The 18,878-nt window shown below is 43.9% G+C and carries 5 protein-coding genes; all 5 read right to left on the bottom strand.

Annotated elements, in window-relative coordinates; all coding sequences use genetic code 11:
• Positions 1-97 precede the first annotated feature (97 nt).
• The 5 genes from Q4492_RS03100 to Q4492_RS03080 all read right to left on the bottom strand — a co-directional run bounded on the left by Q4492_RS03100 (position 98) and on the right by Q4492_RS03080 (position 18,208).
• Positions 98-2,500 (bottom strand): HlyD family secretion protein, encoded by a 2,403-nt coding sequence (locus Q4492_RS03100; protein WP_303415797.1) that lies wholly within the window; start codon positions 2,498-2,500, stop codon positions 98-100.
• Between the two features lie 70 nt (positions 2,501-2,570).
• Entirely contained in the window at positions 2,571-4,019 is a 1,449-nt protein-coding gene (locus Q4492_RS03095; RefSeq protein WP_303415796.1) for a hypothetical protein, read from the bottom strand.
• The gene (locus Q4492_RS03090; RefSeq protein WP_303415795.1) at positions 4,016-5,080 is read right to left on the bottom strand and encodes an alpha/beta fold hydrolase; all 1,065 of its coding nucleotides are present in this window, start codon (positions 5,078-5,080) and stop codon (positions 4,016-4,018) included. The genes Q4492_RS03095 and Q4492_RS03090 overlap by 4 nt, the downstream gene beginning before the upstream one ends.
• Positions 5,081-5,128: 48 nt before the next feature.
• Entirely contained in the window at positions 5,129-9,901 is a 4,773-nt protein-coding gene (locus Q4492_RS03085; protein WP_303415794.1) for a type I polyketide synthase, read from the bottom strand.
• Positions 9,902-10,039: 138 nt separating this feature from the next.
• Complete coding sequence (locus Q4492_RS03080; protein WP_303415792.1) at positions 10,040-18,208, bottom strand: type I polyketide synthase; 8,169 nt, start codon at positions 18,206-18,208, stop codon at positions 10,040-10,042.
• Positions 18,209-18,878: the final 670 nt, after the last annotated feature.

The following is an 18,878-nucleotide window of genomic DNA, read 5'->3' as shown; positions in this document are numbered from 1 at the left end:
TTTTCAATATTTCAAGAAAATACACTTTAATTCGTATCTTTATCAGCCCGACCTGACCACAACAAATCTCACATCAGGCTAATAAAGCATTAACAAATTAAGGCAACCATGACCACACTTCGACTTCCACAAAACGCACTATTGCCATTGAAAGCACTTCCCATACAGGTAAAGTTTCACTTTCAATTTTTGCATAGCCCGTCATGCCTGTTTTCAAACGCTGGTCACCGTTATCTAAAATAGTGATTACTTTGATAACACGTCCGTAACGCTCTTCCGTCACATTGGAATCAATCGATAACACTGTGCCTATAAAATCGGCTGAGTGATACGCTTGCGGACGAACCCTGACTGACGCTCCTTTTTTAACATAAGGAATATCCGCTTCAGGGATCTCTATCTCTGCGAGTACCTTTGATGTATTTTCTGCGATCGCGAATGGCTCACCTGGCGCAAGGTAACTGCCTACTTTCTGTCCTAAGTGCATAGAGACTAAGCGACCATCAAATGGCATATGTAAGGTTGATAATTTCACCTTCTCGCTATAGTACTTATACTCTTCTTCATAACCTTCAAGCTTCGCTTGCGCAGCAGCGATCTGATCTGGCGTCGCACCCAACTTAGTCACTTCAAGATCAGCTTTACTCTCTGCTACTTGAGCAAGATCAATACGGTACTCACGGCGAGCATCATCTAACTCTTCATAAGAAACAGTACGTGACTTGTAGAGTTTTTCTAAACGATTCAACTTAGACAAACTAAATTGCGTACGCGTTTCTTCAGTCTCAAGTGCACGTTCAGCCAGTATTACATCTTCCTTTCTCGGCCTAGATTTAAGCTCATCAATAACCGCTTGCTGCTCTTTCATTAAAGCTTCATAGACTTTTACTTTAGCGCTGTAATCACCCTGCCATAAAGCAGCAATCGCTTCACCTTTTTTAAGTTCTTCGCCGCCATCATATTTAACCCAATCAACCAGCCCTGATAGATCAGAGGTAATCTCCTGCTGCTGGTTTGGCAGCAAGACAAACGAACCACCGGGTTCATAGGCATAAGGCAAAAATAGACCACCCACAAGTATGATTAAAAGAGCACGACGAACATAGCTTCCTTTTTTAGGGGCAGCCTCTGATCCCTGTTCCTCAGTCTCTTTTGAAACCAACGTACGGTCGCGCCATTTTTTGAACTGAGATGCACGATCATAAGATTGATTAATACGAGCAAAACTAACGAACATTCGATACGCAAAAATTGCAGCGACAAAGAATGTCAGAATAACACCCGCACCACCTAGATGGATTTTCAAGAACTTGCCTAATAGCAGTAAAATTAATCCAAAAAGAACAATCATGAAAACAGTTGAAGCTAATGCATATGCGGCTAACAAACGACCGTTGGCTTCTTTGTATCTATCCCCTTTCAGCTTGTTCATCAGCGCACCGTAAGCTTTCTTACGTAGCTGAGGTTCATCTAAAATAGTAGCAACTAGGTGATAACCACTACTTTTGACTAATGGGTTAACTGTTATCAGGAACGATAGAGCACTCGCTACAGCCACCACAAGAGAGAACGGAGCAATCACCCCGTCCATATCACGTGTGTTAAACCACATGAGAATCGCTGTACTAAACAAGCCTAATCTAAAGATGAGTGGCGCTGCATGCAGCCACATCCGCTCACGACGGGATAGCTGATCTAAATTACCAATGAAAGGGCAAAATCTAGGGAAAAATCCTAGATAAAAAACAATACCTAATCCATTAACGCTGGCCCTAAACGAATGGGCCACATACATAATAAGGAATGTAACCGATAAGTTAACGGTTAACATACTGAACAACGCATGCTCAATAATGCTCACCCCTGATAATAGAAGGGTAATATCTTCTTCCATTACAGAAAAATAGCGACCTAAAAGAAATAGAGCAGCGATAAGCATCAGCGGTATCGCATACATCAAATAACTAATAGGCTTAACTATAGGGCTTGTTAATTTAATTAGTTTCTTAGGATTAAACAGCTTCAAGCCAGCCTGTTTAATGGACGTATCAAGCCCAATAACATCCTCAATACCTGGAGGCAAAGGCTCTTTAACTTTAGCGTCTTCAACCGGTGCGGCAGCTTCAGCCTTAGCATTTGGCGCTGCGCGTCCTTTGCCTTCAGCAGCACGTTTTTTCTGAAACGCTTTAAGAATCGGATTAGAGAGCGCCGTAATGCCAAATAAGCTTTTATCGGCAATTAACGTGAATAACTCTTCAATCTGCTCATCCGTAATAGCATGACCAAAGCGATCTTCAAACACACCTTTAAGCTTTGGCATATCTTCGCAGCCTGGAAGCACTTCAAGCAGGAAAAACTGCCATGTTTCCAACTGATGAACTTGATCCTCCTGAGGATCTTTAATCAAATATGACTGCTCCGCGCCCTGCCCAATACGAAATGCATGCAGCCTCTTCTTTAAAAATGCAGGTAGCGCAACTTTCTGGGCCTCATTACTCACTGTGGTCTTCTCCATCCATAGTATTCTAATGTTCGTTTAATTTAGCTAATGCTATACAAACGAAAAACTGTTAAACATCAGGCGCGAAAAAGACTTCACAGCCGCCTCTGGGGTTAGGGATATAACGATCCCCACCGATTGGTATTACTTTTGGACCAAATGGGTTAGCAGTACCGATAAAAAAACCATAAGGCGTAGACGCCATAGTACGCATACCAATATTGTATGGGTTACCCATTCCACTGGTTGTAACAGGTACCCAGTTCTCACCATCATAGCTGCGATACAAGTCACAACCGCCATGATTGTCCATTACAAATTGTGCACCCAACTCACCCACAATATTTTTAAACGCTTCGGGCCAGGTACTCTGCTGTGCGTATCCAATGATGGTGCTCCAATCAAACGTGGAGACATATAACCAGCCATCATGTTCACACATGCGCCAAAAGTAACCATTAAAAAAGTTATCAAAGCCGGGTAAATAACCTGACAAAGGTGCCTTAAAACCATCCGGTGTATCCCTTGCTTCACCCACAAGTAGATCCCAATCACCGTCGGGGAAAATACGAATAAGCTCTGGTGGCGCTGGGCCTATTTTATTTTGCCTATCAATACCACCACCTTGAATCGCACCACCTACATACAGCGCCCCTTTGAAAGGGTACATGCTCAATACGCTCTGATTAAAGGCGCCACGATAAGCGCCCTTCTCAATCACTCGTTCCCAATGATAGGGAGCTTCACCTTCAGCATCTGTACGCCAAATTTGAAATCCTTCTAAATTGAAGGTCCCCACATATAGATGATCGCCAAAAGCGGCCATTTCAAAAACAGTTTTATTGCCTGGATCGCCAAAACCAAAATCACTAACAGGCTCCCAGCCTCCCTTTGTTGGATCTTTACTTTCATACACAATAGAGTGGGCTGATACGTTAGGGTTACCACCACGAGAACCCGCGGGTGTTGTGTATAAACGCCCCTTAAACTGCGCCATGGTTCTGATTGTCGTCACAGGTAGCCCGATCAAACCAGGCTCACAAGAGGGTTCAAATGTTCGACCATCACGAGACATTAAGATAAGAGGACCTGGTCCTTTAGCTGGAGACCATGTACTAACCAATAAAACAGGATCATCACCATTTTCTGGTCGATAAACCAACATGCCTCGATAACCTAATTCGCGCGGGATAGGTTTACCATGACTACCAATAATACTGGGCGCTTTAAATACGCGCTCCCAGCTCTCTTCTCTAGGATCAAAGCGCCAAATTTCGGCATGAAGATCAAGGTCAAATGGGTTTTCAGGGCACTCAACCGGCCAAGGGTTTAAACCAATTGGCAGACGAGCCTTCATTAGTGGGAAGTTACCCCGTGTAGTCGCCACATATAAATAACCATTAAACCATGCCATAGAATGAGCATAGGCGTTTACACCATCTCCAAAGCCGCCCTTGGCAATCAATTTAAAATCGGTCGCATTATGACCTTTATGGATTCCCAACCGGTTAGCACTCACGCTTGAGCCACCTTGCTGTCTTTTGCTTGGGTAATATAAAAAGACAACATATCTTGAGCTTCTTCAACTGTTTCAAAAGGCCCCTCTTCACCATCCCTTGTAGAAAAATACCAACCATCATCCCGCTGCGAAAACCGTTCACTACGGAAATGACGCTTTTTATCCCCATCCCGAGTACTAACACCCGACACCATAGCACCATGCCAAAATTGTTCACACGTCGATATAAGCTCTTCAGGGCGTGTAGTTGGAAAAAAATGCCCTGCGCGCAACATTTTCCTGAAATCAGCATGAGGCCATACTTCAAGTAAATGCCTACCCGTCAGCATCGATTGAGAATACTCGCCGTACACGGCCAAAATAGGAAATTTAAGTTGCTTTAGCATATCCAGTGCTAAACCATCATCCCCCATCAACTCTTTCTCTGCTGCTGTCGTATTAAGTAATTTCAACCACAATTTAGCGGTACGATTACCGTAGTTACCTACAATAGGTGTAACAATCTCTTTCAGTTCAGGTGATATATCAACCTTTTGTTCTTGCAATAGAGCGACTTCAGCTAAAAGACGATAGCCAAAATAGGGTTCCCTAACATTAATATCTATACCTTGATCATGTAGAAGCACTTGTAATTTATCACCGTAATCCCAGCCCTCAACTTTCTCGAGTTTACGAATTGCGCTGATATGCGAGTCAATTAACATCAAGCTCTCAACTCTTTCTGGTGCACTACAAGCAAAATTTAACGCAACTACACCACCAAAACTATGTGCAATAACATGCGCTTTAGGGATCTCCAAATGATCGAGCAGCCCCAGCATATCTGTCGCCATATTGGCTGGTGTATAACCGTTTTCGGTCACGCGAGAACGACCATGCCCCCGCAAATCGAATAAAGTCACCTTATACCGCTTTGCAAATTCTGGCGCATGACGGATATACCAAAAAGCCATATTTGTGGCGAGACCGTGCACCATCACCAGATGCTCTGCATCAGGTCCTGCATCACTATCTAATTGCAGGTAATTTATCTTAGTGCCATTTACCTCAACTGCAGGCATTGCCGATCTCCATACTACTCAATAAAACCACCATTCTACCCATACGCCTTAAATAGCCAGTGCCGTAATGAGGTCGTTATTATTTAATAACTTAATCTCTACCCTATGCCCCTGATAGCGAACATGTGCCTGCGCTAAAGATTGATCTAAGAAGGAAACTTCAAACAGTTCAGGCTGGCCTTGTAGACCTACACGCAAACATTTAGCAGCCGCTTCTTTAGCGCACCAAGTGCGAAGTAAATAATCATGTTTAGTCTGTTCTGGAAACTGTTCCAATACGGCCTTTTCTGCCGGAGATAACACAGCAAGCAAAAAGTCATAATCTTTATTACTAACTTGCTGTTCTATATCTAGACCAATGGATGGGTACTCTGCTGAAACCGCAGCAACACTCTGCTGATTATCATGACTCAACGATACTGCTGGAGCAGGAATCAAACTATCAACCCACCAACCTGTCACATAAGGCGCACCTAGTGCATCGTGTACAACATCAATATCAGCAGGATATAATAGCGTTGACGTTTGCTGGTAAACCCAGTACCGCACGACCTCTTTCAAAGCCCCACGACCCAACAGCCATTGACGTTTATATCGAACATTTCCAGTCAATGCGCGCCACTCATTCAGCTCATCATAACTCAGTAATATATGAGCCAATATCCGCATGAAGACACCACCGGACTGAGCGCAGAAAGCTTCATCAAAATGAGGGAGATGCCATAGAAGCACATTCGTATCAGAGATAACGGATCCCGATCCTAACCACCCATTCAAAGGATCCCGTCTAACATTATAAAAACGGTTCGGGACTGGGAAAAAAATGTTCACTAAGTTACGAGCACTTAACAAAACTTGCCCTGCTGCATCAACACACTCAAACTGCCAAGCACGAGGACTCTCAACAGAGCTCGCTTTCGGGTCCACTGGATGCTGACGCCCACGTAATCGTAATTCAGGCAATCCTTCTGGGCAGGTAACAGGGAACTCAATTTTTTCTATAGATGAAGGGAAGCTATTAAAATCAGTACCTACTTGCTGTGCAATCCAATAAGCGGCCAACTGACCTAAAGCATCCAATAAAACAGGGTTGAGAACTAAATTGGCACGCTCCCCCTCAGTAAAAAAGCCTTGCAAGCTAACATCACTAAGTACCGCATCAATCCCTTGCTCGTTCCAACCATCAATGCCACGCATACTTTGGAAAATGGGACCATGGAACATACCTGTACTGTAGAGTTCATCATTACCCCAGCGATACGCATTCACAGCTTCCAAATCAGGTAGACGAGACTGAGTCATTGCTGCCGCTAACGTAAGTTCAGCTTCAACAATTAGCGCCCCCTTACTGTGGATAGCTGCACTAAAGCGTCCGCTATATCCTTCTAGAGCTTTCGCAGATACATCCAGTTCAATAGACATATCATCCAGAGCAATCCAATCATATGACTTAACATTTTCAATAGTGGTTATCGAAACATTACCGGCCAGTGCAGCAACGGCTTCAGCCATAATTTCCAAGCTAACCATCATAGGTACGCAAGACAAGCCCACACGTTCTGAATCTTGTTCTGAGACCGTACCTGATAAGATGTGATCTTGTAAAAATCTATCTTGATATACATTCAAATCACAACGGGCGCGTAAAGACTGTTCCGTACGCTCAAGGATTTCACTCAGAAACGGAAAAGGGGCTGCTTCAGTATATTCATTTGCCCCCTCCACCTGAGATTCAGCAAGAGCTGTCGATGAGAATAAAGTTTCTTGCTGTGACAAAAATCCGCGCATCAAATCAAAATAGTCAGCCATGACTCCATCACTCACGGCTTCATGCTGTTCGACCTCAGCATAAAGCGCAATCCCTTCTGAGTCAGTAGGCTCAGGTTGTGCTTGAATTGGCTCATTTTTTATTACCGGTGCGGCATCTGTATGAATCGGAGCCATTGCTTGCAATACTGTTCGATCATCATCCGTTAAATGTAATACGGGCATCGTATTATCAAGCAACATACCCGAAACTCGACGGGGTGCAGAACTACTCAAATCAACCGAGTCTAGAGCTCTACCGGCAAACAATCGTCCTATATCTACCGTTTTCTGATTGACATATAACTGACCAAGTAATATCAAAAATTGTTCTACGCTGCTCTTTTTACGGATATTACTTGCGATGGATAAGTACTCTTTATCCGACAAGATCTCATTTACAAACGCAGTAAGATTGCCTGAAGGCCCAACTTCAATAAAGTATTGAATGCCATCGTCGTGCATAGCTGTGATGGTATCGGCAAAACGAACTGTTTTTGACCACTGACTTGCAGCCAAGTCAACAACGTCCGCTTGCTTAGCTGGGAAAAGCCCCGCAGAGGCACAGGAATAAAGTGGCAGCTGAGGCTTTTTAACACCTACATCCGCGTAGTACTTCTGGAAAGCCGTTGTCACAGCAGAGAACAAAGGTGTGTGATAGCCACGGTCAAAAGGCAATGGCACACAAATACCACCCGCCTCGCTTAAGGATTTTTGCAGACTAGCGATCGCCTCTTTATCACCAAAGAGAACTTTCTGATTAGCGCAATTATCCATTGCCACATACACAGTGGATGAAAGTTCAGCAATATGCTGATCAATAACAGCAGGATCTAAAGCACCAACGGTCAGTAGGGCGCCGGTATGAATACCACCACTCTCTAATACCTGCTGATAAACTAAATTCAGTTCACGAATAAACTTAGCTAACTGATCCAAATCTGTATTATCAATAGCTCCTGAGGCCACTAATGCAGACGATTCACCTGTGCTATGACCTAACATCGCATCCGGCTCAACGCCAAAGGCTTTTAATAAGCCGTTCATTGCCTGACTACCAACAAATACGGCTTCAGAGCCTATATCCATATCATGTAAACGTAGTTCTAAAGACTTTTTAATCTCTGGTGTTAACTCTATTTCTGGCGGAAAAACTAAATCAGTTCGACTGCTACCCTGCTGATCATCACCATACAAACCTCGCCAAAAATCAAACCAACCACGCACTTCAGGGAAGTTTAAAGACAACTCTTCAAGCATACTAAGATATTGCGACCCTTCTCCAGGGAAGATAAACGCTAATTTACCCGGCAGAGGCTCATCACTAAAAGCAACGCCATTACGTGTAGACCAACGGCCTTTTTTATCTGCTTCTAATTTTTTAAGCGACTGTGCTAACTTCTTCGCCAAATCCCCATGATCTTTTACAACAAACGCTATGCGTTGCTCTTCAGCTTTATCTTGACGGCACACTTCAGCCGCGATCTCAGCGATACTGTAATTTCCAGCTTCAGCCAATGGTTGTAGTTGGCGAATTTTATCGGCTAATGCAGTTTTAGAATCTGCCGAAAGTACAAAAAGCTCTGCTGGACGATTACTGTAATACAACGGTTTTTTAGCTTGGGAGGGAGCTTCTTCTAAAATCGCATGGGTATTGATACCACCAAAACCAAAAGAGTTAACACCCGCACGACGTGGCACATCTTTTGATGTAAACCAAGGCCGTAAAGCGGTGTTAACATAAAGCGGTGTTTTTTCAATTGCTAAATCTGGATTAACTTCATCACATAAAGTTGGCGGTAATACTTTATGGTGCAACGCCAGTGACGTTTTTATTAAACCCGCTATACCAGCAGCTGGAATACAATGACTTATCATTGACTTCACAGAGCCTAAAGCCACATTCCCTAGCTGTCCTTGTCGCTCACCAAGTACCGATCCTAAAGCAGAAACTTCGGTCTGATCACCCAGTGGGATACCTGTACCATGAGCTTCGATCAACCCAATAGTCGATGGATCAACACCACTATCCTCATAAGCACGTTGAATAGCTAAGGCTTCACCCTCAGAGCTTGGCGCTAATAAACCATGCCCACGACCATCACTCGCTTGGCCGATTCCGCGGATCACCGCATAAATCTTATCACCGTCAGCTTCAGCATCAGATAATCGTTTAAGCACAACCGTACCTAAACCTTCACCTAATAATGTTCCATCGCTGCCTTTAGAGAATGGACGTACTTTACCTCGCTCACTTAAAGCACCAAGCTGGGTAAAAATGACCGATACTTCAGCAGGCAGTGACGCATTTACACCCCCTGCTAACATTAAATTACTGCGATGATTACGCAGTTCATCCATCGCAGCACCAACCGCAAGCAAAGAGGATGAACACGCAGCATCAAGAATATAGTTTGGACCTTTCAAATTAAGACGGTTCGCAATACGCCCCGTCATAACATTAGGTACTAAGCCAGCAGCTATATCTGCATTAGATTGAGGTAGTTTATCTGTCAGTAGTTTGCGTATTTGAGCGAGCTTATCATCCGATAAAGAGGGTGAAACCGCAGCAAGGATCTCCATGGTCTGATCCAGCACTATATGGTGCTGTACATGGTTACCCTGACCTCTATGAAGATAAGTACTATGACCTAGAATAATGCCGGTATTAGTATGATCATATCCATCATCTAAATAGCCAGCATCAAGCAGCGCATCACGAGCAACACGTAACGCTAGAAATTGGTCAGGCTCTCCGCCATCCACCGAGTTTGGCATTATGCCAAACTCACGAGGGTCAAAACGGAACAGATCATTTAAGTAACCACCATAAGGAGTATTGATACGACCCGATTCCAAATAACGCTCGGCTTCCCATGCTGCTTGCGGCTCACCAACAGCATCTACACACTGAATAATATTCTGCCAAAACGTTTTAAGATCAGGTGCTTCAGGAAACACACAGGCCATACCTATTATAGCAATAGGTTCTGAGCTTTCTCTTTTACTCTTCACTACTGATTCCGTCCTTAACTACCACTCAAAGGGCAAGTTTTTCTGTTCCGCCTAAACGGTCCAGTTCCATACTAGAAATAGATTTTCAGCCTTCAACAACAGCGAATCCCCGCTGCTATTTCCGCCCACAACTATCACTTAATTAGCCAGCTTTTCTGTTCCACCAAGACGGTTCAATTCCATACTAGAAATACACTCAAGGTCTTCAATTAACAACACAACATTATTTTGTTCATCAATAAAATAAACATCAGAGACAATCATATTTGGCTGCTCACTGTCTTTACGTGCAAAACACATTTTGAGTTTTTCAGGTAGTTTCTCTTGAAACCTCATCACCTTACCAAAACGCGCAGGCAAAGCAGATTGATCATTAAACGTACGCCCCCAGAGAAGAGCCATTTGAGCTGCTGCATCGGTCATAGCAGGATCAAAAATCCAGCCATCACCTACCTCTGTCGTACTTAACCACCCTGCAGGGTTACTCGTTTCAACATCAGAGACTGAACCTTGCTGAGACAAACCAGAGATATTCTTGATTACTTGAAAACAGGGACCATGAAACAACCATTCGTTATAAGCAGTCTCTACTGACAGCTGCTTATCTGAATGCTTCTCAGGTTCATAGGTAAAGCTATCCGGATAAGTTTGCTCCAAACGCAAAACAGCCTTGTAGTGCATCCGTTTCTCCGATTGAAGACTTACCGTCACGTCAAAGCCATCACTACTGCCATAAGGTGGTGGATTTACAACCACTTTCAACTTCTGATTAAGATCATCTAATTGCAATCCTTTCAGTAAACGACTGTCACGAGCTTCTACTACATGCCATCCTGGCCATAGCGCGGTTGCAGTTTCCGACATAATTTCCAAAGCAACTGCAGCAGGCAACACGGGAATATTATCGATACGGTGTTGCTGTAGGTATTCATGGCGATCACTAAGATAGAATTCGACCACCTGATCCCCTTTAGGCATCGCAGTAACGCTCGCATTATCTAACAAAGCACCCGTTACACGAGGGATACTCTCATCAAACTCAACACGACCAATCGTTGCCTCATGCTTTTCCCAAGGACCAACACCGCAGATCACCTCAACGTTTTCCGATGGCTGCTGTAGAATCTCCTCACGGAACACCTTTCGGCCTGCTTCAGCGGTTACCAAAGCCACGCCTTTTTCGGCAAATTTAGCCTCAGTTTCAGCAGTCACCATGCCTTCACCAAACGCTGTAGGCCCCCAAGGCCCCCAGCAAAGAGAGCGGACAACTACTTTATTTTTCCATAGCTGATTTAACTGACTACATAGACGGTTTAGCAATTCATTAGCTGTAGCGTAATCTAACTGACCACTATTACCGTATCGACCAGCTACCGAACTGAAAACTGTTAGAAAACGCAAGGATTCAGGTCTTAGATATTTTTGGATATGGAACAAGCCAAGGACTTTAGTTTCCACAACACGTGACCAGCTTTCACTTGTTTTGTCTTGTAAGAGCTTATCTTCAATAATTCCTGCGCCATGAACTACGCCATGCAGCGCACCATATTTATCGTAAATTGTATCTAAAAGCCCCTTCATTGAGCTTTCATCGGTTACATCAACAGCAAAATATTCAACCTTGGCACCACGCTGCTGGAAATCCTGAAGATTACTCAACATCTCTCGAGCACCAACAACGCCAGCAACTTTTTTCATAACCTCAGCTGGAGTCAGAGAAAGGACGCCATCACGCACCTGAGTTATAAAGAACTGTCTTAGTTCTGCCTCAGTTTTCAATGTCGCAGTATCAGCCGTTTCAGCTTCAGGCAAAGGACTACGCCCAGTTAACAATAAGGTATTACCGGGTAACGCAACTTCGCGTAAAACTTCAGCTGTAATCCCACGCAAGCCGCCTGTAGCCAAGACGGTTAAACCTTCTAACGTAGCATCCTCAGACGACTGAGGAGACAACTCCGCAACCGTTTTAAATATTGTTCGCTTACCTGCTGGATAGCCTACCTCTTGACGACCACCGCAAAGCATCATTTCATCCAGCAGAATACTTGCCAGATCGGCTACTGATTGCTCAGCATCCAGATCAATTGCCTTAACGCGTAGCGCAGGGCGTTCTTCAGATACCGATTTTAAGCAACCAACAAAGCCAGATTGTAAAGACAAACCATTAAAAACTGCATTCGTACGGCCAAAAGTTCCACCTAGTCCACTGGCAGCAACTATATGTGCCGCTTCAGAAAACACAGGACTTAATCCTTTAAGCAAGAGAAAAAATGACTTTTCATTACTGTTTAATACAGCTTTAAAATCAACAACAGAACTCTCACTCATTAAGGCAGGACTACCGATCTCAGCTAAGTGAATCACACCCGCTAGATCGGTTTTTTCTGCACACACTTTTGCAGAAAAATTGAGTATCTGTTCTTCGCTTTCCAGAATGGATGGCTCAACAATCTGCACAGTGCAACCTCGATCTGTCAGCAGTGTAGCCAATTGCCCTGCTATATCTGCTGCATCTCGAGTAATAACATAATGCCCAATATTTAGAGCACGTTTAGCATTCACCTCAATCGAAGCAGGTGAAGGTACAACTATATGCCGGAATGAGGAGTCCGAAAACTTGTTCGAAACCTCAGTTCCCATCCCGGCTACTTTAAAAGGGCTTGTCGCCGCTCCCACCGGCAAATCACATAAAAGATCTAACATACCCGTCAGATTTTCCTGTGTATTCAGCTCACCACGGTTTTCACCTAAAGCATCACCATAAGCTGCAGGAAGCGTTTTTAATAACGAACCAACAATCTCGATACGCTTAATGGAATCGATACCCAAATCAGCCTCAAGTTTTTGATCAAGGCCAACCATATCACTCGGATAACCTGTTTTATCTTCGACAATCTCCAGCAACATCTGCGTAATTTTGTCGCGATCAAGCGTATCACTTGCGGCAGATTCAACCGCAGCAACCAGTGCGGCTGGCGCAGTAGGTGCTGGCGCCGCTACTGGAGCAACAGCAGCTACGGGAGCAGGTGCTGGTGCTGAGACCGAAACAGGAGCAACAGCAGGCGCAGCAACAGGTGCGGCGACGGCTGGAACTTCCATTGATAGTTCAGCCATTTGAGGGGCTGCTTTAGGGAGACGCTGTGGTCGCGTTTCACCTGAACGGGGTACCGAAGTACCACCTAGATACATTGACATAACATTTTCCTGACTTTCCAGGAATTGACGCATCATATCAAAGTATTCTGCCATTACTGCCGGACCACCAGCATTTGGTGCTTGCCTGCGCCCATCCATCTTTCGCTCCTTGTTATGCTTAAAATGATGTCCATCATAAGAAATATTTGTGTTTAATTGCGACGAAGGAGTTGTCATAACTCCCTCCTCTTTCAATACAGTTGTCGTGACACTATTTTGTGCGATCACTTGCTCAAGCGTGACCCCAATCTGTCGAACAGGCTCAGAAGAGCGTCTTGCACCACTACCATTTAGAATCCAAGCATGTTTTGAAATAGGCTCAGCACTTTCGTAACTAGTTAGCGCATCAGACGACACTATTTCATTCTGAATACCTGCCAGCAATGGTAATAAATCAAGCTCCACACCTTCGCTAACCAAGTTAGCTAAAGCACTTAAAAGGCCATAAACGCCCTCTTGATCATTATCTAGAGTAATTGTTGTGTGCGGACGGTCGCCTAAAATCTGCTTAGTTAAACGAGAAAGAATTGATTTAGGTCCAATTTCAACAAACACCCGCGCGCCATCTCTATACATTGCCTCAATTTCAGCAACAAATTCGACCGGTTTAACTAAATGAGCAGCCATAGAGGATTTAAGCTGAGCAACTTCAGCATCATGCACATCACCGGCACTATTGGAATAAACAGGTAATTCAGGAGATGTCCATTGAGTACTATCAATCAGTTTAGACAAATGAGACTGTGCAGGTTTAACAAAAGCGGAGTGGAACGCAGCGGCAACAGGTATTGGAGTTGCCATAATATCCGACTTAGATAACACTTCAATCGCTTGCGCTATACCAGCCTTAGAGCCTGAAATAATACATTGCATTGGCGCATTATGATTTGCAACGATAACCCCATCGATACTTTTAATAGCATCCTCAACTTTATCGCGAGTGGCTTGCACCGCAGCCATTGTACCTAGCTCATCTCCGGCATTATTTGCCTCATCGACAATAAAGCGGCCACGCGCTTCTGACAAAGACACTAAGGTTTCATAATCAAATACTCCAGCGGCATGTAATGCAACAAACTCACCGTAGCTATGGCCTGCAAACATATCCGCATTAAAACCAAGCGTTTTCAGCATACGCCACAAACCGGTTTCTACAGCCCCTAATGCTGGCTGAGTAACATCAGTACTGGTTAACGCTCGGGTTGCCTCTGTTTTTTGTTCCGGCGTATAAGCACCACGCGGATAGATAAAATCACTTAGCCTACGGCCTGAAAACCTCTTACCAAAAGCCTCTTTTAATAACCCATCAGCTTCTGCCAAAGCATCACCTACCACAGGGTAGGTATAAGCTAACTCTCGAGCCATTTGAGTATATTGTGCACCCTGCCCTGGGAAGATAGCTGCCACTTTACCTTCTGCTTTCTGACCATCACCATAATAAGCACCTTCAGGCAAAGCAGATATTTCATCTTTTAAATAACCAAGCGTAGCAACAAGTTTCTCAGCAAAATCAGCTTGATCTCGCACAACAAGAACAACTGTCGCCATATCTTTTTTGCGTTTATTAATCAGATTAAAAGAGAGCTTTTTAAGATCCAAATCTGTAACTGACGCCAACTCTTTGGCTGTACTCGAAAGTTTAGCGATTAACTTTTCTGTCGTTTCCTCACTCCAGATCAGAAGTTCCGCAGGGCCGCTTGTTCTTACCGCCTTTTTCATCCAAGGGCGGTATTCACCTTGATACTCCTCCATAACAACATGGAAGTTGGTTCCACCAAAGCCGAACGCACTACAGGCTGCACGTCTAGGCTGATCCTTTTTAATCCAAGGCTGAGCCTCATCCACCAAATATAGCGGACATTCTTCGCCCATCAGCACATTATTAGGCTGAGTCACACCATGATGAGGCGGCAGCGTCTGATGTTTTAGCGCTAGACAGGCTTTAATAAGACCTGCCACACCCGCCGCAGCTTTAGTGTGGCCAATCATTGTTTTTACTGATCCAACCACTGCTTGATGCGTTCCAGCACCCGCTTCTTTCAATAAACTAATTGTACTTTCCAGCTCAGCCGTATCACCCGCTACGGTACCCGTACCGTGCGCTTCAAATAGACCTACTGTTTCAGGACCAAAACCGGCTTGTTTGTAAGCTCGACGCATCGCTCTGAGCTGACCTTGAGGCAACGGAGCAGTTAGGCCTTTCGCTTTACCATCACTACTACCACCAACACCTTTAATGACCGCATAGATCTGATCACCATCTCGCTCCGCATCCGCAAGGCGCTTCATGGCAACCATCGCAATCCCTTCCGAAATCACGATACCATCACCTGTCACATCAAATGTACTACAGCGCCCGCGTGGAGAAAGTGCCTGAGTTTTACTAAAACAAAGATAACCAAATGGCCCCTGAACTGTATCTACACCACCCGCAAGCACCATATTACTGCGCCCAGCGGTAAGTTCAGAGATACCTTGGTAAATCGCCGCTAAAGACGATGCACAAGCCGCATCCGTAGTAAAGTTCACACCACCAAAATTCAATCTATTAGCGATACGGCCGGCCATAACATTGATCAAGATGCCGGCAAATGAATCTTCTGTCCATTCAGGCAAAATATCAGCAATATGATCAGGTAGGTCACCTTTAAAACGCGGCATCTCTGCACGCAAGCCATACTGCATACCTACATCACCCGCACCACCACTGGCACCAATGATTACAGAAGCATTTTCACGATCAAAATTACGTTTATCATAACCCGCATCAGCCAAAGTCCTTGATGCCACTTCCAAGGCCATTAATTGCATTGGATCTACAGCTTCTACCGACTTAGGCGGCATCCCATATTTCGTTGGATCAAATGCTAAATCATCAATAAAGCCACCCCAACGGGAGTAGATTTTATCTTTGGAGTAACGATCCTCATCAAAATACAAACGCCAGTCCCACCGATGGGATGGGATTTCAGTAATCGCATCAACTTTATCTAATATATTTGACCAATACTCTTCAGTTGAATTCGCTTGAGGAAATAGACCTGATATACCAACAATAGCTATATCAACAGGTGCGGAATCAGCTTCATCCTCTTGAGCTAAATCCATTGAATTCGCAATTAATAAAGCATGACTATCTTCAGTTACTTGAGCATGCAGAGTCTCAACATCAATAAGCTCAGTACGCAAAGTGGCAACTTGGCCCAACATATACATACCATCAGCATGCTGTGTTGCTTCATCTAGTGCCGTTAATTTTGCATTTTCACCTAGTCGTGCACACCCTTTGGAAGCGATGCGAAGTCGCCCCATAATAAGGTCATCCAAGGTAGCCCGAGCCTCATCAACAGGCACCCCCTGCTCTATCATCTCTCGACGTTTATTAAAAAACATTTTCGCAAATGGCGTATAAGCGCAACGACTCGCATGACCTGGGCCTGACTCCAAACTCACTGTATGTTCACATTCAACCACTTCTTTCTGAAATGCTGGAACAATAGCACCTGACTCAACGATCTCCTTGGTAAAGAGATAACTACTCCCCATCAATGCGCCGACTTGAACACCTTTATCCAATAAAGGCGCAGCCAACACCTGAACCATAGCTGCAGATGCCGCATCATGTATCCCGCCTGCGAATAATAATTGGATACCCTCGCCTTTAGCTTGCCCCGAATCGAGCTCTTCCAAGAGTCGATCAACCATTGAGCTCCATAAAACAAAACTACTCAACGGCCCTATATGACCACCGCACTCACGCCCTTCAAAAATAAAGCGACGCGCCCCCTCTTGCAGAAAAAGCGGGATCAAGTTGGCGGAAGGAACATGTAAGAAAGACTTAATACCTTCTTGCTCTAATTTAACTGCCTGATCTGGTCGCCCACCGGCAATAATCGCATAAGGCGGCTTATACTTTTGAGCCAACGTAATCTGTTCATCCAACAGCGACTGCGGCGCAAAGCCCAATAAGCCAATCCCCCAAGGCTTATCACCAAGTCGTTCATCTGTATCAGCAAGCAATTTATCTAACGCGGCGCCTTTTAATAAAGCAAAAGCCAGCATAGGTAGCGCACCACCATCAGCCACTGCTCCAGCGAACTCAGCACTGTCAGAAACACGACTCATCGGACCTTGGACCAATGGAAAACGCACACCTAGCGCTTTAGCCAATGGAGCATTTTCAGCTAGAGGTTTATGTTGAATAGCAGCTTGAATCGAGTCATGGATAGTTTGATCAATGGCTGAAAAAACATCAGAAAGATAACCATATTTTTCACGCCAAGCTTTGGCAAAACAAACATCCTGCCCTAAAGGCAACAACCCTTTTTGCGGCGCATCCCAATCGATCTTACCTAAGACATCTTCAGGCTTAACCAACTGACCCGACACTTTAGAATTAAATGCTTGGGCTTCTCTGTAACCTGGGCGAACTAAAACTCTAAAATAAGAACCCAGCTCTTCGTCACCAACAGCTACAGTTTCATTACCTGACAAATTTCCTATAAATGAGGACAAACTATCCGATAAAGGTGAGTCTTTTAACAATAAAACTTGGCTTTCAAGCACACCACCTTTTGCGCCAACAGCATGACAGGCAGCAGCAACATGAGGAGTAATACCACCTCGAACAAAAATAGGTAGGCTTGTTTTTGAAGACCACTTTTGTAACAAAATAAAGCTACTGCCTTCACCAACAAAACCACCAGCTTCATGACCTTTAATCATCAAACCATCGATCTGTTTTTCAAGCGCCGCTGCATCCGTATGTGCATCCGTCACTTCAACTAGAACGGTGACCCCCAGTTTTCGCAATTTTTTGATATCTGCCGCTAGCGTAGCCAGCAATAGTTCGTCAACTATAAGATAGCGAAAACCTTGATCAACTTTAGTGGCCGCAAACGCAAGAAGTTCCGACTGAGGGGTATCAACTTTGATACCGTATGGGTTTTTAGCATGTACAGACAGTAGTGCGAACTGTTCAAGTAATTTGTCAGCATCTGAACTCAATTCAGCATTTAATATCCCTATACCTCCAGCTCTACAAGCAGCTATAGCCAACGAAGCATCATTATAACCCGCTGGAGTGTATACAAATTTCTTGAATTCGTTCATGCAATCTTCCCTGCCTCAAATTTAAGCTAGCAATCTAAACCAAATAGCAAAATCAATGCCATCAAAGCACTACAATTAATCCATACAACAATAGAGGTTCTATCTATAAGATAGTGCATTCCCACAAACAAACACATCTACCTTAAATTTTATTAAAATTTTATCGAAATTTTACTAACGCTGTTTTTATAATCAATCAAGATAAACATCAATAAAAACAAGGCAAAATATACAACAAAAAATTATAGCTCCCTGCAGTTTAATAAAAACAACAAACATACACAATAAGCCTTTTGCAGCGCAGCAAAAAAATATTAACGAAAAAGTATGACATTCAAGAGACAGAACTACAGTCCAAATACTGCACTAAAAACGAGCAAAATACTCATATCACGCCATACAACAGCCCTTAAAGTTAAAAAACTTTAGCTGGCGCAATTAAAAATCAAAGAGATTAAATAACGCTCCCTAAAGGAAACTTTAGACAAAAAAAGTAGAGATGATATAGAGGTTTTAGCTATAAAAAGCCAAATAAGGGAAGGTTAAACAAAGAATCGCGCAATATGGAACAGAAAGGTATTTAACAAAGAGCTTATCAAACACGGATAACAGCTTATAAACATTTTCCTCTCAACAAAAAATAAAAAAACACTCGACACTTTCATCGAGT

The sequence above is a fragment of the Neptuniibacter sp. 1_MG-2023 genome (assembly GCF_030547185.1).
In the GTDB taxonomy this organism is placed as follows: Bacteria; Pseudomonadota; Gammaproteobacteria; order Pseudomonadales; family Balneatricaceae; genus Neptuniibacter.
Note: the sequence above shows the minus strand (reverse complement) of the source record. Positions and strands in the feature narration are given on the sequence as shown.